The 19,300-nt window shown below is 48.1% G+C and carries 14 protein-coding genes; 9 read left to right on the plus strand and 5 right to left on the minus strand.

From position 1 onward, the window contains the following. Positions 1-13 precede the first annotated feature (13 nt). Positions 14-1,405, plus strand: a complete 1,392-nt coding sequence (gene dnaA / locus OU814_RS22365; protein ID WP_026149035.1) for a chromosomal replication initiator protein DnaA — start codon at positions 14-16, stop codon at positions 1,403-1,405. A gap of 79 nt (positions 1,406-1,484) precedes the next feature. Next, the gene (locus OU814_RS22370) at positions 1,485-1,964 is read left to right on the plus strand and encodes a hypothetical protein (RefSeq protein WP_144056300.1); all 480 of its coding nucleotides are present in this window, start codon (positions 1,485-1,487) and stop codon (positions 1,962-1,964) included. A 50-nt stretch (positions 1,965-2,014) separates the two neighbouring features. Here OU814_RS22370 and OU814_RS22375 read toward each other — a convergent pair whose 3' ends face one another. The 3 genes from OU814_RS22375 to radA form a co-directional block, all read right to left on the minus strand. Continuing rightward, positions 2,015-2,353 (minus strand): HepT-like ribonuclease domain-containing protein, encoded by a 339-nt coding sequence (locus OU814_RS22375; protein WP_026149034.1) that lies wholly within the window; start codon positions 2,351-2,353, stop codon positions 2,015-2,017. Then, positions 2,343-2,633 carry a nucleotidyltransferase family protein gene (locus OU814_RS22380; protein ID WP_017291400.1) on the minus strand — a complete coding sequence of 97 codons (291 nt, stop codon included), beginning with the start codon at positions 2,631-2,633 and terminating at the stop codon, positions 2,343-2,345. Before OU814_RS22380 ends, OU814_RS22375 begins: the two co-directional genes overlap by 11 nt. Positions 2,634-2,695: 62 nt before the next feature. Next, entirely contained in the window at positions 2,696-4,192 is a 1,497-nt protein-coding gene (radA, locus tag OU814_RS22385; protein ID WP_017291399.1) for a DNA repair protein RadA, read from the minus strand. Between the two features lie 173 nt (positions 4,193-4,365). Here radA and rpaB point away from each other — a divergent pair, with 173 nt between their 5' ends. Next, on the plus strand, positions 4,366-5,097 hold the full coding sequence (rpaB, locus tag OU814_RS22390; RefSeq protein ID WP_017291398.1) for a response regulator transcription factor RpaB: 732 nt from the start codon (positions 4,366-4,368) through the stop codon (positions 5,095-5,097). A gap of 99 nt (positions 5,098-5,196) precedes the next feature. On the opposite strand, the gene OU814_RS22395 is transcribed toward rpaB, so the two are convergent. Then, complete coding sequence (locus OU814_RS22395) at positions 5,197-6,414, minus strand: glycoside hydrolase family 5 protein (RefSeq protein WP_268242146.1); 1,218 nt, start codon at positions 6,412-6,414, stop codon at positions 5,197-5,199. Between the two features lie 521 nt (positions 6,415-6,935). Here OU814_RS22395 and OU814_RS22400 point away from each other — a divergent pair. Then, entirely contained in the window at positions 6,936-7,685 is a 750-nt protein-coding gene (locus tag OU814_RS22400) for a hypothetical protein (RefSeq protein WP_268242147.1), read from the plus strand. A gap of 92 nt (positions 7,686-7,777) precedes the next feature. Here the strand turns inward: OU814_RS22400 and OU814_RS22405 are convergent, their stop codons facing one another. Next, positions 7,778-8,473, minus strand: a complete 696-nt coding sequence (locus OU814_RS22405; protein WP_268242148.1) for a hypothetical protein — start codon at positions 8,471-8,473, stop codon at positions 7,778-7,780. A 403-nt stretch (positions 8,474-8,876) separates the two neighbouring features. Between OU814_RS22405 and OU814_RS22410 the strand changes: the two genes are divergently transcribed. Genes OU814_RS22410 through bcsA form a run of 5 tightly spaced genes read left to right on the plus strand, consistent with a single transcriptional unit; the run spans position 8,877 to position 19,167 of the window. Continuing rightward, the gene (locus OU814_RS22410) at positions 8,877-10,475 is read left to right on the plus strand and encodes a hypothetical protein (RefSeq protein ID WP_268242149.1); all 1,599 of its coding nucleotides are present in this window, start codon (positions 8,877-8,879) and stop codon (positions 10,473-10,475) included. Positions 10,476-10,487: 12 nt separating this feature from the next. Next, on the plus strand, positions 10,488-12,833 hold the full coding sequence (locus OU814_RS22415; protein WP_268242150.1) for a tetratricopeptide repeat protein: 2,346 nt from the start codon (positions 10,488-10,490) through the stop codon (positions 12,831-12,833). Positions 12,834-12,853: 20 nt separating this feature from the next. Further along, positions 12,854-14,080 carry a glycosyl hydrolase family 8 gene (locus OU814_RS22420; protein WP_268242151.1) on the plus strand — a complete coding sequence of 409 codons (1,227 nt, stop codon included), beginning with the start codon at positions 12,854-12,856 and terminating at the stop codon, positions 14,078-14,080. After that, the gene (locus OU814_RS22425; protein WP_268242152.1) at positions 14,077-16,605 is read left to right on the plus strand and encodes a cellulose biosynthesis cyclic di-GMP-binding regulatory protein BcsB; all 2,529 of its coding nucleotides are present in this window, start codon (positions 14,077-14,079) and stop codon (positions 16,603-16,605) included. The genes OU814_RS22420 and OU814_RS22425 overlap by 4 nt, the downstream gene beginning before the upstream one ends. Before the next feature lie 6 nt (positions 16,606-16,611). After that, positions 16,612-19,167, plus strand: a complete 2,556-nt coding sequence (bcsA, locus tag OU814_RS22430; protein ID WP_268242153.1) for a UDP-forming cellulose synthase catalytic subunit — start codon at positions 16,612-16,614, stop codon at positions 19,165-19,167. Positions 19,168-19,300 lie beyond the last annotated feature (133 nt).

A 19,300-nucleotide genomic window follows, 5' to 3' on the forward strand; every position in this document is an offset into this window, starting at 1 on the left:
TCGGAGCGCAACTATGGCGGTAGACAGTTCGATCGATAGAATGTGGTCTGAAGTTCTGGACGTTTTGGCCCTCAAGTTCAGCCGCCCAACGTTTGAGGCGTGGGTGAAAACGGCGATCCCTGAAGAGCTGACAGAAACTTGTTTAACGTTGAGAACCTCGAATCCATTTGCCAAGAACTGGATTCAGAAGTACTACATGAAAACGATTCTCGAAGTCGTTCACCATGTTCTCGGTCGTCCGGTCGAGGTGCAATTTCGGTTTGTGCCTGATCCGGATGCGGTGGTCGAGGAGGATGCCGATTTGTTTTATCCGTTCATGACGGAACCTCCGCCGATTAATAACCAGTTACCTGCTCAGGGTCAAGCAAGCAAGTCTACTGACCTCAACTCGAAATACGTCTTTTCTCGTCTCGTTGTCGGGCCGAATAACCGCATGGCACATGCCGCGTCGCTGGCAGTTGCCGAATCTCCCGGACGAGAATTCAATCCTTTATTCCTCTGCGGTGGGGTCGGACTGGGCAAAACTCATTTGATGCAGGCGATTGGGCATTACCGTCTTGAGATTTCTGCGGATGCGAAAGTGTTCTACGTCTCAACTGAGAAATTTACCAACGATTTGATCACCGCCATTCGTAAAGACGATTTGCAGAGTTTTCGCGATCGCTATCGTGCTGCTGATGTGCTCCTCGTCGATGACATCCAATTTATCGAAGGCAAGGAATACACCCAAGAAGAGTTCTTTCACACGTTCAATACGTTGCACGAAGCAGGCAAACAAGTTGTACTCGCCTCGGATCGCCCCCCGAATCAGATTCCTCGCCTGCAAGAGCGGCTCTGTTCTCGCTTTTCCATGGGCTTAATCGCCGATATTCAACCGCCTGATCTCGAAACTCGCATGGCAATTTTGCAGAAAAAAGCTGAATACGAGAACATGCGACTGCCGCGGGAAGTGATCGAGTACATCGCCTCTAGCTACACCTCGAATATTCGGGAATTAGAAGGCGCACTGATTCGTGCGGTAGCATATATCTCAATCTCTGGGTTGCCCATGACTGTTGAGAATATTGCTCCGATGCTGAATCCCCCGATCGAGAAAGTTGAAGCCTCGCCTGAAGCGGTTTTGAACTCGGTTTCAGAGGCGTTTGGAGTATCGATCGAGGATCTCAAAGGCAACTCTCGCCGTCGAGAAATCAGCGTTGCTCGACAAGTTGGGATGTATTTAATGCGTCATCACACTGAATTGAGTCTGCCAAAAATCGGTGAAGTGTTTGGGGGCAAGGATCATACGACGGTCATGTACAGTTGCGAAAAAATCGGACAATTAAAAGAGAAAGACTCCAGCATGGCGCAAACCTTACGGCAACTCAGCGATCGCATTCAGCTTGCAAGCCAGGGGCGAAAATAAGGGTATCGAGAATGCCAATGATCCTGTCTTGAAACTGTCCATCACCCATGACAGATCAGAAAAAAGCCACTAGAGTGTAGTGGCACAAACTTTAAGTTCTTGTTTTTTACGTAAAGTGTCTGATGTTCTGACTCAGCTTAGCCACGGGCAATCGCTGATAGTGAATAGCCGTAGACGAAATGGATTAATTATTTATAAGCAGTTTCACGCGGAGTTTGCAGGTCCAGGTGCAGCGGTCGGAAATTTATTCGATCGAGATTGCAAAGGGGTGTTGGCAGTCGGAGATCTGTCATTAGTGTATCCAAAAGCTCACGATGAGCGGCAGAAGGCTTATTTAATTCGTCGGCAATGGATTCGTTTAACGCAGCAGATTACAGATAATGCGCTGCCGTTTCAGCGCGCGCAAATGATCCTGAATCAATTTGAAAATTATTTTGGAGCCGAATTAGTGTCCCGCTTACCGAGCGAAGCGTTTGCGCTAATGGTCGGCGTATTGCCTCAAACGATCGAAATCGTCCGCTACTGCCCTGATCACCCATCCATAAAAGGGCGCAACTAAAACTTCTCCCCTTGCATCCTTACAATGATGTGCAACCTTTAGCTTTGTCCTCAAGGGTCTAGTAATTGGCGAAGAGAAAATTCCAATGAAACAAGGTCTTCTTGAATCGTTTGCCAGATGATAGACAAATTCACTTGAAAGTACTCGTGAATCACGATATTCCGCATTCCGCGCATGTCGTTCCAGGGAATTTCAGGGTGTGAAGCTTCTAAGTCAGGTGGAATGATACGAACTGCTTCACCAATCATGGCAAGGTTATACAAAACGGCACTGATCGTCTTTCGATCGGCTTGGAACTGTTCAAACGTGATCCCGTTTGTAAACTCTCGGATCTCCACGATCGCAGTTAGCACGTCTCTGACTCTATTTTGCCAATCTCTAGAAGGCACGGATCGCCTCCCGAAAAACGGGTTCTCGCAAGTAAGGTTTGAGAGAGTCAGGCGTGCCCAGATCAACCGGGCACTCTAAAATCTCTTCCAGATATCGCTTCAAGCGTACAAACGTGAATAACCCGACCGGACGATCAAACTCTACTAGCAGATCCACATCGCTGTCTGTTCGCCCTTCATCCCGTGCCACTGAACCGAACAGCATGAGAGACTTCACGCCAAAACTCTTCAGCGTTGTTTGATGGTTTGCCAGTACTGCAAGGGCTTCTTGTTGACGCATAATCCAAGCTGTAACGAAAGGAAAACCTACCGAGAATTCTATCTCACCTCCCGATGACTTCTCTACTCGACGACATCCTCCCGCTCAATTTCATGTTCCTCTTGCTGTCGCGCCCGACTTCCCGCCAGCGCGACACTGATCGCATCCAAAACCCGCGACACTGGAATCACTTCCATCCCGACATCTCCATAACTCGCGCCCTTGGGAACGATCGCTTTTTTAAATCCCAATTTCGCCGCCTCCTTCAGTCTTAATTCCGTCTGCGAAACCGGGCGCACCTGCCCCCCCAAACCGACTTCACCGATCAAAACCGTGTAGGGATCAACAATACGATCGCGAAAACTCGCTGCCACCGCGACTGCTACGCCCAAATCCGCCGCAGGTTCCCCAACATTCAACCCACCCGACGACGCAACATAGGCATCCAACTTCGATAACGGAATGCCAACCCGTTTCTCTAGAACTGCCAGAATTTGCAGCAATCGATTGTATTCAATCCCTGTCGTCGATCGACGAGGTGAACTATAACTCGTCGCACTCACCAAAGCCTGCAATTCCACCACAATCGGACGAGTTCCTTCACACGCGACGATTGTAGCTGTTCCGGTTGCCGCTTCTTCTCGACTGCCTAAGAACAATTCCGACGGATTCAGAACTTCTTGCAGCCCTTGATCGACCATTTCAAATACGCCGATTTCATGAGTTGCTCCGAATCGATTCTTCACCGATCGCAATAATCGATGACTTGCAAAGCGATCGCCTTCAAAATACAAAACAGTATCAACCAAGTGTTCTAAGACTTTTGGACCCGCGATCGCGCCTTCTTTGGTCACATGCCCGACGATAAACAGCGTAATATTCTGCCGTTTTGCGACCTGCATCAGCACCGAAGTACACTCACGCACCTGTGAAACTGATCCGGGAGCCGAAGTCAACGCACTGTAGTACAACGCCTGAATACTATCGATGATCGCCACTCTTGGCTTCAGCGATTCCAACTCTGCCAGAATCGTATCTAAATCAATCTCTGGCAATAAATGCAGACTGCCTTGCTCCTCAGAAGGCTCTAGCAGTTCAGTTGCTTCTCCCTGCTTGCCAACGCCAAGCCGTTGCGCTCGCAGTTTCACTTGTCGCCCGGATTCTTCCGCACAGACATATAGCGTCCGATATTTCGTCGCTAATCGATTCGCTGTCTGCAGCAACAGCGTCGATTTCCCGATTCCTGGATCGCCCCCAATCAACACCAGCGATCCTGGTACGATTCCGCCTCCTAAAACGCGATCGAGTTCCACATATCCTGACCCTAATCGATCCTGCGCCGTATCCGAAATCTCATTCAATTTCAACGACGCGATCGCGCGGGCGGGAGAGTCGGATTGCATACGCCCTTTCGTTGCGCCTCGTAACCGGGTCATCTGAGCCGCCGCAGGGGGAGTCGTTGGGCGCGAGACCTGTTCCTCTAACGAATTCCATGTGGAACAGCTCGGACAGCGCCCAAAATGTTGAGAAAATTCAGCCCCACATTCATTGCAAACAAACGTCGATCGTACTTTAGGCATTCGTAAAAATTAATGATAAATTGCGTGTAGACATTAGCAAAGCTTAAGAAAGCTTGAAGCTCAGACATAATCAGGATTTGATGCCCTGAAAATTAAAAAGTGAGCTACTATCTCCATAATAAAAGTTGGAAAAATTAACGACTACGGATTTGACTTAAGGAGTATTACAAATCGTGGAAAGTCATAAAGAAAAAATTCTGGTTGTAGACGATGAAGCAAGCATTCGTCGTATTCTAGAAACTCGGCTCTCAATGATTGGTTACGATGTCGTGACGGCTGCTGATGGGGAAGAAGCCCTTGATACATTCCGCAACGCTGATCCCGATCTCGTCGTTCTCGATGTCATGATGCCAAAGCTGGATGGCTACGGTGTCTGCCAAGAACTCCGTAAAGAATCCGATGTCCCGATCATCATGCTCACTGCTCTGGGTGATGTTGCCGATCGTATTACCGGACTCGAATTGGGTGCAGATGATTATGTCGTCAAGCCATTCTCGCCTAAAGAACTCGAAGCTCGCATTCGTTCGGTTCTGCGTCGGGTAGACAAAACGGGCGTAACCGGAATTCCCAGTTCTGGCGTCATCCACATTAACAGCATTCGTATCGATACCAACAAACGCCAAGTTTACAAAGGGGACGAACGGATTCGCTTAACGGGCATGGAATTCAGCCTGCTCGAACTCTTAGTCAGCCGATCCGGCGAGCCATTTTCGCGATCGGAAATTCTCCAAGAAGTTTGGGGCTATACGCCTGAGCGCCATGTCGATACCCGCGTTGTAGACGTACATATCTCCCGCCTGCGCGCCAAACTGGAAGACGATCCGAGCAATCCAGAACTGATCTTGACGGCTCGTGGAACAGGCTATCTCTTTCAGCGCATTCTAGAACCCGGTGAAGAACTTTAAGTAAAGTGTTGGCGAGGAATGTCCCCGCCCCACTAACGTTAAATCCATGAGCGTGAGACCCATTGACGTGAAACCAACTGATATTCAAACAGTGTGCTGTTAACGAGCTTGGGTCTGCATCGGTTGAACGGGGAGCAATTGATTGAGTAACTGTTGTTTCGGTTGATCGATCGCGACCCAATCATCCTGCAAAATCCCACCTGTATCCTGGCTATTCGGATTCCAACTCCAATACGCGAATCCTAATTGGTTGCGCTTCAAATAATCCACAAATCGGCGCTGCCAAATCCCTTCTTTAGATTTTTCGTCAACTTGCCGACCGCCGAACTCTCCAACAAAGATCGGCGCAATCTTTTGTCGGACAATATAAAAAAATCCTTGCTCCCATCGGGTGGTCAGATTCCGCGGAAAATCGATCGCAGAAAACCAAGGCTGCTGAAAGACCCCTGCACCATATTCATGCGGCGAGTAAACCACGCGATTCTGCACAGCTAAACGAACCGGGAATCGCTTCACCCCTTCAAGATTGCCGCCCATCCAGTGCTTCAGTCTCTGCCCTGGCACATTGTTCTCAACCCCTTCGACCACAATCAGCCAATTGCGATTTACTTTCAAAATGGCATTTCCAGCCCGTTCTGCCGCCAATCGCCAATCTGTTGCTCGATCTCCAGTACCCCAACTTGCTTTGCCATGCGGTTCATTTTTCAAATCAGCCCCAATCACATGCGGCTGATTCCTATATCGCTCTGCCAGCATTGTCCAAGTGGAAATCCAATCCTCTTCTGTAAATCCATCGCCATACCAAAGCTCAGGAATGCGCTGATTATTTAAGCGATGGCTATCCAGTAACACCATCAATCCTTGCCGTCCTGCCTCTTGGATCACTGCATCCATTACCTCGATCGGCTTTTTCCCCTGTAATTCCTGATTGCTCCCGATCGCAAAATTGATCCCGCTTACCTCAGCCGCCCGCAATCCTTGCACCGAATACGGCAATCGAATCACGTTGTATCCCAACCCCTTGATCTGCCCCAACATTTCTTTATAATCACGCGCCCAAAGCCCATGCGGCGAATTCGTCTCTGTCTCCAGCCCGAACCAGTTCACCCCTCGCAGCAACACAGGTTGTCCTGCCGCATCTACAATCTCAGATCCCCGTGTCGAGAGCGGAAGTTGAATTCGCACGGTCATCTGAGCCACAGAAGGCAAAGATTCAGGTGCAATGAAATTGAAAAGAATTGCGGCGATCGCGGCGACAAACAGAATTGGATAGAACGGTTTACGGCTCAAGTGCCGATGCAAAATTGATCGAATCAAGAATTCACGGAGCCTATTTACAAAGCAATCAATTCGCTGATTGAGTCTCATGATTTCGGGAATGTTTGAAAGAGAAACCTGAATAAAGCAGAGGAATCTTGCGCTATTAAACCTGAAGCAGCGATCGCGAAAATGCTCATCTAAAATACTCTTCCATCCTTGACGTAACCCTCAGACAAAAGTCTCATCTTCATTGATGAAACTTTTGTGAATTCCTGAAATCGCGACAAACCTCTGCGATTTCGCCTCTACGGATCTAACCTCTGTTAGCCGTTGAATTTCGTGAATCTTGATAAAAACAACCGCATTTTTACAGAAACTTTTCTGTGATTTGGCGATTCTTCATCAGATTTACACCTGTTTTCCCTCTTAAACAGATTAAGGTTAGTAGCAATAAGTAATCCTTCCGAGTGCTGTCGGTTGTCTTGATTCCGTTTCCATCGTGAATCCTGGCCGCGATCACTCAAAGAAATTACTGCTCTAACCCGGTTTTCTAACCAAGATACTCAGAACAGTCACTTATGTCTTCACTTGCAAAACTCTTTGTGCCTGCTGCCCTCAGTGCTGGAGCGGTCTTCTCAGCCTCTGCTGTCCCTCTTACGCTATATGGTTCTCAGCCGCTCGCGGTTCAATTTAAGGAAGAGCGTATATTTGAGGGACAATTGAGAGAGGTTGCAACTCCTTATCTCGCGATCGCCGGCTTTCTCAGCTTGGGAACTAGCCTAACGATCTGTGCGGCTCTCGGTTGGAGACGTGCTGCCCAAAACGCAGAATTCGCTGAAGCGCAACTCCTAGAAGTAGAAAAGCAGCTGAAGCAGAAAGAAGCTCAGTTGCAGAACACGCTGATGTCTGAAGCTTATCTAGCAGATTCTAACTTGAAGTTTTTCCTCGATGAAGATGTGCCGCTCCCTACTGCTAGCGTTCCTAAGTTGGTCACACCTCAACCTACTGTCAGGTCAACTCAAGTAACTCAACCTCTTGCGGCTCAAATTCAAACTGCCGTACCTCTTCATGCAGCCCAAACCTATCTGGGATTTTCACGCTCGACTGCGGTAGCTCAGTCTACTACTGCTGCCAATGAAGCGAATGCGATCGCAAAAATGCAAAAGCTCCAAAGCCAACTTCAGCACATCATGACTGAGATTGAAACGATCCAAAGCACGCTGCGCGTCGAGCCTGCATCAACTTCAACTCCTGTCTCTGATGCTCCTCTGAATCATCTCGCTCAACGCTTTCAAGCACTTGATCCAGCTTGGGTAGTCCAGAAGTAATCAAAAAAGCACTCAAGCTCACCTGCTCAAGTGCCCCATCATTGCTTCAATTCAAAGTCCCGCATTTGGGAGCCTGCAGAACCTATCTTGTGTCAACGCATAAATGCGTTTACAGGAAGTGCAGCATCAATCTGCTCTTTCACATCGTTTACTTTATTGACAGGTTGAACTGAAACTTTCACCACAGTTGTACCGGATTTCTGACTCGCCACTTTCGCAGTTGGCGGCTCGATCGACATCCACTGTTCTGTCTGTAAGTAACTTTTCCCATCTGCAGTGAATTGAACACTGGTTGCTTGATTCTTTTGGGCTTGTGATTGCACTGAGATCGAACTTCGAGTTGGATCAGTCAGTGCTAGAAATCTCACCTGATTATCGGGCTGAAATTTCAAAGCCAATTCTTGATTGCTCTGCTGCCAAGTTTCTAAAGCCCCATTCTGACCAGGTTGCAACAGATTCAGCAAGGTTTGCCATTTGCCTTTCTCAACACTCACTTGAGTCTTTGCCAGGATCGAGTAAGACCGCTCAGCAGCGATTTGTACATCTCGTCCCGGAATTTGCAGCGCTCGGATTGCCTGAACGGTAATCTGAGTCTGTTCTGGCAGATTTGTTTGACCTGAGATTTTGTAAACGCCTGCTTCTCCAGTTGCCTCAACTTGCATGGATAAAGTCGTCGTCTGTTGAGAACTACTCAGAAATGGCATCTGGGTACAGCCTGTGCAAAGAATCAGAAGCGAAATCAGGGTACTACTCGCAAATTTACGGAGAAATTGCTGCAAACTTTTCATAACTCATCACGGGTAGAGGGTAGTCAATTTGTCTAGCGATCGCAAATGTCAGACAACACCCTTATTCATTCCCTGACAGCTGAACTGACTCACATTTCTAATTTTCAAGGACACTTTGCCCACCGTCCAAATAATTGTGTCATTTTTTACCAGGCAAGTTAAAAGAGTAATAACCAGAGAAAATTTGAGGTTTCATTCCGAGATTTCGCGGGAACTCTAGGCATGGGAAATGCTGGCGCAAGTTGTAGTACTGAAATTCAGCTTTCCAGAAGCCGTAGGGTCATCAAATTAAGTATTTAAAAGCACGAGTTAATTCGTGAGATTACTTAGAACAGGCTTCGCAGTTCGTCCAAGTCCAAACAGTAAAAACCTGTCTATCAAGTCAATATGGTGTGGGTGAAGCATGTCAGATGTATCCCGGTTTCCTAAATTTATCTCTCTCATTTCTTGGGTTGCCTTCTCGTCAGTCTTAACAGTCCTGACGACTCAGGCAAGTTTCGGTAATTCAGCCCAAGCAAACCCCTTAAATTCCAAATCTCCTGAAAAGATTGCTGCTGTTTCCCAACCCAGCAACCCAGCTTTGCTGATTGAGAAATCGCAACCCGTGAATCAGAGCGAAGCAGATTTAATTCAACAATTATCCGGTCAAGCGACCTCTGTGCAGCCTGTAACTGCTGCGATGCCCAGTTTCGCTCCGCCTGCTGCTACAGTTCCAATTGCTGCTCAAAGCGTTCAACGTCCTGAGCCAGATTCTCCATCACTAGTCGCTTCTACCCTCTCTGGCAGTGATGTCGGTACGAATCTAGTCCCCACGCCCCGTTTTAAGGCTTCGACTGCATCGATTCGCGGCATTAACCCAGACGCATTCAACCCTACGATCGCACTGCAATCTCCGACAACATCGACAGAAGCTCCATCGATTGCCGCCCAAAATAAAGCGAACTTCTTAGCCCAATCCGGACGCGATGCGGAGATGCTAGGACGACCCAATCGTCCGTTCATGCGAAGTACAGCCTTAACACCTCCAAGTTTGACCTTTCAAGGTGTTTTTCTTTATCAAGGTGATGAAACCTCGGCACGGGCAAGACTTTACGGCATATACCCTCTTAGCCCAAGTGCCTTAGTGGGAGCAACTTTAGATGTCACGACTGGAAAAGGTTTCACAGATACGCCCGACAACGGCTTTAATGTAAACGAGCTGTATTTTGCAACGTCTCCGCGTGACATTCCCAACCTGCGCTTTGTAGTTGGACAAATCGATTTTACGTCCTACTTCGATCGCAATAGTTTCGCAAAAGACGGTGCAACTCACTTCTTCAATCCGATTTTCCAAACGAACCCTGCTCTCAGCGCAACGGGTATTGCATCTCGTCCTGGCGCACTTGTTAATTTCAGCTTGACGGACAACATCGAAGCAAAAGCTGCGGTCTTCTCTTCTTCAAAGGGATTAAGCGACTTTGCCTTAGACGGTTTTGCTGGTGAGTTGGGGATGCGCTACGGAAACTTGATCGTGCGTGGAACCTACGCCACTGATCGAGATTCTGGCTCAAACAGCGGCTTCCAAGAAATTTTCCAGCTGAACCGGGGCGGAGGTCGTACTGGATTATTAAAAGGCGATCGAGAACAAGCTTATGGTGTCAATGCAGAAGTTTTCATTCCTAACTTGAAGATGGGAATCTTCGGGCGATATGGACGCTATAACAATCTTGATCTAGACGAAAGTGGCGACACCTTCAGTGGGGGCATCACCTTCCTCGATTTATTTAGCCCTGACGATCGTTTAGGACTCGCTTACGGTCGCGCGTTGTCAAATGACAAGCTCAGACGGAACAGTGGCGAAAATGTACCCGATGCTTTGGAGTTGTTCTACGACTTCAAGCTTCTGTCGAACTTGCGTGTGGGCTTCTCAGTCCAACAGCGCAATAATTTCTCGGAAACCATCGCGGGCGTTCGTCTTAGAAGCGAATTTGATGTCACACCCAGAGGAAGACTGGTTCAATAATTCACCTGCATCATGAGTACACGGAAACACCCTGCTAAGATGTCTCGCGTTAAGAAACAGTTCACGCTCTCTCTTTGCCTTGGATGGCTACTTGCCGGAACACCTCTGCTGACTCTTGCAGAGGCACAAATGGCAATCGCTCAAACGCAAAACATCCCTGCGGATGTCCGTCAAGCTTATACGCTACTCGGCAAAGGTTGGGTAGACGATGCAATCCAAGCATTCCAGCGATCGATTCAACGCTATCCAGACTCAGTTGAAGCGAAGCTAGGATTGGCGATCTCGTTGCGTCGAGCAGGTCGTGATGCTGAAGCATGGCAAGCCTATCAACGCGTATTGCAACAAGATCCGAACAATCAATTAGCCCTGAAAACAGTAGGACTCTTAGCAAGCTTTAAGCCAGAGTGGCAAAAGCAAGGGATCGATGCCTTGACGACGCTGCTTCAACTCAACGCAGGGGAAACTGAAGCACGTGCCCAACGTGCCTTGCTGTATGGCTATCAAGGTCGTTTTACCGAGGCACTTGCAGATTATGAGATGGTCTTAGCAACAAATCCAACGCCAGAAGTTTTGCTAGGAGCCGCTCAAATCTATACCTATGCTGGAGATGTCCAGAAAGGGCTGGAGTTATTTGAGCGATATCGTTCTCGCACCAATGCTCAAATTACGGGCAATGCAGCGATCGCCTATGCCCGTGCTTTGCGTGCAGCAGGAAACAATACTCAAGCTATTCAAATTTTAGAAGGGCAACTTCCAAAGCAAATGAATGCGTTTGGAATTCAAGTACGCTCTGAACTCTCTCAAGCTTATTTGGCAAATCGGCAGTCGGCGCAGGCACTTGCAATCCTTGATCCATTACGCGATCGCACTGATTCTCGGTTGCCGTTAGCACGTGCATTGAATGAACTGGGCAGACAGGAAAACCGCCCAGAACTTCTAGCACAGGCAGGAGCCTTGTACAGACAGGTCTTAGCATCAACATCGAACCCTTCTCCAACGCTGCTTCGAGAGATTGCAGATGTCTTGGGTGGAATTTCTCAAGAGCGCCAAACGGCTCTACAGATCTATCGTCAACTCGTTCAGCAACAACCGAACAATCAGACTTTAGTCATTCAGCAATTGGCATTAGAGAGCCAGCTTGGCACGCTGAATCAAAGCGAAATTCGGCAACGTTTAAGACCGATTTTACAAAGTTTGCCGAACGAGCCTGCTCAACAATTTGCGATCGCTCAAGCACTGGTTCGATTAGAACCCGATCCTGAGTTCTTCGACATCTATGAGACATTAATCCAGAAAGAAGTCAGTGAACCGTTTTTGAACTTCCGTTACGCGCAGCTTTTGATTGAGCGTAACGAATTTGAAGCGGCAAGAGCGGCTTTATCTCGCTATCAATCTACTCCAGTTGGCGCACGCGACCAAGCTCCAGAACTGCTATTTGCAGAACTCGATCGCCGACAAGGTAACTTAGAAGCTGCCGCAAAACGCTATGAAACTTTAATTGCGAGTGCCTCAGCAAATGATGAGTTGAAAGCAGGGGCAATTCGTTCTCTCGCAGGCTTGAGACTGTCTCAAAACCGTTTTGACGATGCCTTGAAATTGTACGATCGCTTAATTGCAGACAACCCTGACGATTTACAACTTCAACTCGGTCGCACTTCTGTTGCTTATCAGGCAAAGAAAATTTCAGAGCGTGAAGCAGAAGTTGTGCTGGCTCGATTCTTGCAGTCTCGCCCTTCTGAAACGCCTGCTGAACTGTATACCTTGGTAGGAATTTTACCGAGTGATGTCAGCCGCGAACCTCTATACAACGCTCTCATTGAAGCTGATCCCACAAATGTTCCGGTTCAGGTGCGGTTGATTCAACTGTTAGCCAGTCGCGATCCGCTGCAAGCGAGAGCACAGGCAAATCGGCTGATTGCGAAAGTACGGCGAACTGCATCAGACGATCGTACTAATCTTTCTCTGTTATTCCTCAAAGCTCAATTAGAGCAAACACTCGGAAATAGTAATCGTGCAGAAGATGCTTATCAAGCAATTTTGAAAGTTGAACCTGAGAATTTAGACGCACTTTCTGGTTTAGGGGGAGTGAAGTTCCAACAGAGACAATTTACATCAGCCGAAAATATCTACACTCAAATCCTGGAAATGAATCCAGACAATTTGATTGCTCAGCGATCGCTGGCTGAACTCTCTGCGGCTCAAGGTCAACCTTTGGCAGCACTAGATCAATTTGAACGGCTGAAAATTCAACAGACCGAGCAAGGAGCATCAGATTTAGAACTGGAGCAACGAATTCAGAAACTCCAGGAAGGAATGTTGCAACAACGCGGTTTCCAGCCGCCTTGGGAACGTTATTAACTTAACGGTGACTTAACTGTATGCTGCGATTGCTTGTCCCGCTCACGATTATCGGATGCATTAGCATCGGTGGCTTAGTGTCTTGCACCGTTCCACCTCCGCGATCGACATTGGCTTCTAGCGTGGAAGTTTCTGACCATCGTGCCTTACTTGCTGAGAGTTGGACAGCTTATCGAAAGCGATTTATTCAAGCCGATGGTCGCGTGATCGACTGGGAAGCGACGGGTCGCTCGACTTCAGAAGGTCAAGCCTACGCCATGCTTCGAGCCGTGATTGCAGACGATCCCGAAACATTTGAACGAACGCTACGCTGGGCAGAAACCAACCTGCGACGACAAGATCAATCTCAGACTCCGATCGATTCTCTCTGGGCTTGGAAATGGGGACAGGACGCTGGAGGCAAGTGGAGAATCCTCGATCCAAATGTTGCGAGCGATGCTGATATTGATGGAATTACCGCATTAATTTTGGCATCGCGACGATGGCAGCGATCGGACTATCTCACCCTCGCGCGCCGTAAATTAAAAGATCTTTGGGCAAAAGCAACCGTCACGCTTCCAGCCGATCAGAAACGATATCTCCTCCCTGGCGCTGTGAATCTATTCCAGCGCAACGAAAAGCTCAAAGCGAACCCCTCATACCTTGCCCCTTATGCCTTTCGTCTCTTTGCCCAAGTTGATTCAGAGCGAAATTGGCTGAGTCTAGTCGATAGTAGCTATCAGATGTTAGAGCAATCCTCGAAAGTCTCCCCTGTAGGCTTACCGAGCGATTGGATTGCCCTCGATCCGAAAAATGGACAGTACAGTGCATTAGATCCAGGCAGTCCACTGATTACCCAATATGGTTTTGATGCGAGTCGAGTTTGGTGGCGGGTTGCCTTGGATGCGACCTGGTTTAATGAGCCAAGAGCGAAGTCATACCTTCAATCAAATCTGGGACATCTCAAACAGATGTGGCAAGCTCAGCGCAAAATTCCTGCCAAACTCGATTTACAAGGACAGGCTGTTGTGGATTACGAAGCCACCTCGCAATACGGCATGTTATATGCTGCCTTCCGAGTGATTGATCCCGCGATCGCTGAGGAAATTCTCACCGAAAAGCTCCTGCCCGCGTATCGCAACGGATTCTGGGATAACGATTCCGCTTATTACTCTCAGAATCTCGCCTGGTTTGGACTGCTCCCTCCAAATGTCATGGCGGCTTATCTTACAGATCCTACTCAAGCTGCAACTATATCCCTCCCATGAACAAACGGTTTTCAGATCAGTCCTCTCATTCAGGACATCCACGTCGATTTTCTAAAACACTGCTGAAACGGGCATTAATTCTCTGCTGTGCAGGTTTAGTCACTGGGCTTGCGATCGTGCTGCTGCACACCCCGCAACCTATCTCAGCTCAAGGTGTTCAAAGACAGGAAGATCAGCTCATTCGGGACTTTAAGCTCCCATCCACGCCAGTTGAGGCACCTGTCTATCGCCCACAAGCCCCTGTCTATCAGCCTGAACCTGCTCCTATCGTTGAAACACCACCAGCAGCAGAGCCTTACTACGAGCCTACACCGTCACAACCTGCGCCTGTAGAATCGGCTATACCCGCACCGTCGCAATCTGCACCCAAAGCCGAGCCAAAGTCTGAGCCAACGAAAGCTGCCAGCGCTGAAGCATTGAGCCGATATGTTTTAGAATTCAACCGGAGTCCAGCGATCGGGAACCGTTTCCGTTTACAGGGAACCTACGCTGAAGCGCGGATTGGCTTCACACGACCCAAAAACTGGACGGTCAAAACTGCACAAGTTGTCGTTCGATTTCAGCATTCTCCCGCGATCGTGGCAGACAAATCGAATCTGATTGTCCGCGTTAACGATACCAGCATTGGCAGCGTTCCATTGAACTTGAAGAATGCTCAAATCGGTGAAGCAGTGGTGAATATCCCAGCGAATCTGATTCAGGATTACAACGAAGTCACTTTAGTCGCTCAACAATCCAATTCCCCAACTTGTGCAAATCCTGACGATAAAGCCCTCTGGTCAGAAGTTCTGCCTGACTCGAAAGTGGTGCTGGATTATCAGCCTCAGGCACTCGCATTAGATTTCAGCCGCTATCCTTTGCCGTTCTTTGACAATCTTGGCTTAGATACAACTCGGTTGAACTATCTTCTGCCTGGACAAGTGAATGAATCTTGGCTCACTGCTACGAGTCGTTTTCACGCGCATTTCGGACGGTTAGCTGATTTTCGATCGCTAGAAACCAGCCTGGTAAAAGACACCAAGAAGTTTCAGTGGAACGATCGCTTAATCATCATCGGCACACCCAAAGACCAACCAACTCTCAAATCGATGAAGTTGCCTTTGAACATCACGAACGATCAGATCGTGGATGGGAATAAAACGGCACTTCCTGACAATGTCGGTGTATTGATGCTAGCAACGCTCAACAACGGTGGTATTCCGGTTCTCATTGCTTCTGGAAACAGTCCAGAAGCAGTTGCGAAAGCAGTTCAATTCCTGGTGCAACCGAGCAATAGCCAGATTGGGGCAGGGCAAGTTGTCTTAGTTCAGAATGTTGCGGAAGTCGAAAGCCCGAAACCTCGCAGTTGGGAACGCTACTTGCCACTTGAAGATTCATTCCAATTGAGCGCTTTGAAAGGATTGGATAACAAGCCATTTAAGGATGTGACAGTCCGTGGAACTTCTGCGCCACCTGTTCAGTTTCAGTTCCGAGCGTTGCCCGACGATCGCATGTTACGGGGTAGCTCAATGAATTTGAAATATAGCTACAGCGCTCAAGTCAACACCCGCAAGTCTTCGCTCTCTGTACGAATTGATGGCGTTACAGTCGGAAGCAAGAAACTGACTTCTGATAATGGCGCAAGTAATGAAACGTTCAACGTTGATTTGCCGCCCAATTTGATCAAGTCGGATTCTGTAATTGATGTTGCTTTCGATCTCTATCCCAAAGAATCTTTGAAATGCGGCCAGGTCAGCGATCAGCAGCTGTCGGGAACCGTTCACAGTTCAACAGAGTTCAAGATCAACCGTGAAAACTCTGTCGAGTTACCAGACCTCAAACTGTTGACCACGGGTTATCCATTTGCCGCGCCGCAAGATCTTTCCCAAACGGCGATCGTGGTTCCTGACGCTCCGACTGAAGCAGATGTGATGACGCTGCTGAAATTTAGTGAGCGTTTAGGGCGGCTCAGCCAAGCTCAATCCGTCAAGCTCGATGTCTACAAGCCTGGAAGCCTGACTGAAGCAGTGAAAAAAGATCGGCATTTAGTCGGAATTGGGACACGCGATCGCTTCCCCATTCAGGAAATGCTGCAAGCCAATAGCGGTTTTCGTCTGATGGATTCTTTCACAAGAGAATCAGGCAAAGAGAAGATTAACGTCTTACCCGATCAAGGCGGTGTGATCAAGAGCATGATGTCGCCTTGGAATCGCGATCGCGTTCTACTAGCACTGACCGCTCAAACAGATTTCGGCTTGAAGCAAGTTCAAGATGTCTTCAGCAACGACCTTTGGTTCTACCAACTTAAAGAAGACACGGCTCTCATCAGCACGAATCAAACGAATCCTTCACCTTTCGATTCCAACGCTTATCAAATGCAGTTTGTGAGCCAATCGGAGCGCCGTCGAATTGAAGACACAAGCATTGTGAGCAAGGCAAGGCAATTCCTGCAAGAACAGTGGTATCTGCTTCCGGTCGGCATTGTCGGCAGCTCAGTCGTGCTCTATGGCATCAGTCAGCTTTTTTTGAAGCAAGTTGGAGGTTAATTGATCATGGCAAATTCATCTCCAAGACGCTACCAAAGTAAAGGACAAAGAGTTCTAGCTTGGTTTGTCGAACTCATTCCAAATTTCTTCGATCGACTTTTTCAGAGAAATAGCGCTCCTCAGCTTGTCTTCCTGATGGTGCTGCTGCTCGTACTCGCAATTCCTCTCATCATCACTCCGCTTGAAATTTGGCAGCAAGGAATTGTGGCGATCCTTTTAATCGGATTGGGCTGGGGCGTCACAGACATCGAGCACAAGCACGCAAAAGGACAGACGAGCGAGTATCTACACCTTTTCATGGTGTGGCTCAGTCTGATTACAACGTTTCGCTATCTTTACTACCGCACCAACTACACCCTCAATCTGACAAGTGGGTGGCTTGATGCGGTGTGCAGTGTGCTGCTCTTTTTAGCAGAACTATATGCCATCATGACGCTCGCTTTAGCGTTCTTCCAAACCCTAAAGCTCAAAGAGCGCAAGGCTGTTGATCTGGCAACGATTCCCGAGAATCAATGGTTTAAGGTCGATATCTACATTCCAACTTACAGTGAGGATGTGGAGATTGTTCGCAAAACCGCACTCGGAGCATTAGCGATCGACTATCCAGCTGACAAGAAACGAGTTTACATTCTCGATGATGGTCGTGCAGAGAAGTTCCGGGCAAGACGTGAGCAGTTACGGCAAATGTGTGCTGAGCTAGGATGCACGCTGCTCACGCGAGATAACAACGACCATGCGAAAGCTGGAAACATCAATACAGCGCTGCGTCGGACAGGCGGCGACCTTGTTCTCATTCTCGATTGTGATCACATTCCAGTCCGTCACTTTTTGAAAGACACCGTTGGATTCTTCTACAGTCCTAAAGTTTCTCTCGTTCAAACCCCTCACTGGTTCTACAACCCTGATCCCTTTGAACGAAACTTGCAGACAGGCGGAAAAATTCCAGTCGGGAATGAATTGTTCTACAAGGTGCTACAAAAAGGAAATGATTTTTGGAACGCAGCATTTTTCTGCGGTTCTGCGGCAGTTGTCCGAAAATCGCACTTACTAGAAGTGGGTGGAATTGCAGTAGAAACGGTGACGGAAGATTGTCATACCTCGTTGAGACTGCATTCTTTGGGCTATGAGTCGATTTACTATGACAAGATCATGGTAGCTGGACTTGCACCAGAGAAATTTTCAGCTTATGTCGGTCAACAAATTCGATGGGCGCGAGGAATGGCACAAATTCTTCGGATTGAAAACCCTTTGTTCAATCCGAAGTTGAAATTGTCGATCGGGCAAAGAATCTGTTATTTCAGTGCAACGTCTCACTTCTTCTATGGATTTCCTCGATTGATGTATGCGCTTGCGCCTGCACTGTTTCTCGTGTTCGGGATTAATCCAATCCGAGGTTTAGGGTTAGAGACGCTGGCTTACGCACTGCCCCACTTCTTTGTGTCAACTTACGCAAACTACATTACTTACAAAAATGTCCGCTTCTCGTTCTGGAATGAGATCTATGAGTTTGCCATGTCATTCCACGCTGGAATTGTGACATTCCTCGCATTGGTCAATCCGAAGTTGGGAAGCTTCAACGTCACAGATAAGGGGTTATCGGTGACAAAACGCAGTTTCGATTGGGGTTCAGCAAGAGCGCTAGCGGTCGTCACGTTGCTAGTTATCGCTGCGATCGCGGCAGTTCCGTTCTGGTTGATTTTGCGCCCTCAAGATGCGGAAGCTGTGTTAGTCAACATGGCTTGGAGTATTTTCAACCTGCTGCTGATTGTTTCGGCATTATTGGTTGCATTAGAACAACCCCAGTTGAGACGGGCGCATCGACTCGATCGCAAGTTGCCTGCAACCCTTTACAGCAATGGGGCAGCCGTCTCTGGTTATACTCAGAATGTCAGCGAAACGGGTTGCCAGTTGATTGTTGAGAGTTGGGCAGATTTTCTCGAAGATGCAGAAATCGAACTGGTGGGAGACTACGGTGCGCGCGCGTTTGTAAAAGGTCAGATTATTCGGATCGTCCCGGTCAGTGAAACGCAGTCGATGTTATCGATCGAGTTTATTGATCTCACCCGCGCTCAGCTGGATGCCCTCAGTATTGTGATTTACTCAGATGTGCGGGAATGGTACTCGCAGCAACGGGAAAACGTGGACGATCCGTTGCAGTCTTTCAAGTTCATTGCAGGCAGCTTCTTTCGATCGTTCCAGCAGCGCAATGCTGAGCCAAGCAATGTCACGAGAGTGCGGAAACAGATTCATGCACATGCTCAACTTTATTGGAGAGGGCAATTCTACTCAGGCATTGCGACTCAAATTAGCAATCGCAGTTTGAGATTAGAAATTCAATCTGACGCGATCGAAGATGTCAGGCTCTTAGAGTACTATCAGCCTTTGGTTGGAGTGCTCTTGAGTCAGACTGCGGATGAATCTTTGCCAAATCGACTGCTTGCAAAGGTAGAACAGGTAGACCTGATCATGGGCGATCGCACAATCGTTGAATTGCAGTTTCCCGAGCAAGTGATGCAACGACAAGAAAGCAAAATTAAGCAGCTTGTCGATACGCTGAACTAGCAATAATCTGGAATTGTGCAAAGAGGGCATGCTAATATGCCCTCTTTTTATTTTTCTAGATGCCTAGGAAAGCGAGTAGACATAGGATCGAAACTGAGATTGCCTTTCAGGTGTGCGGTTTACAAGTAACCTT

Origin of the sequence: Leptolyngbya sp. GGD, assembly GCF_026735145.1 — a bacterium.
GTDB classification, from domain to species: Bacteria; Cyanobacteriota; Cyanobacteriia; order Leptolyngbyales; family Leptolyngbyaceae; genus Leptolyngbya; species Leptolyngbya boryana.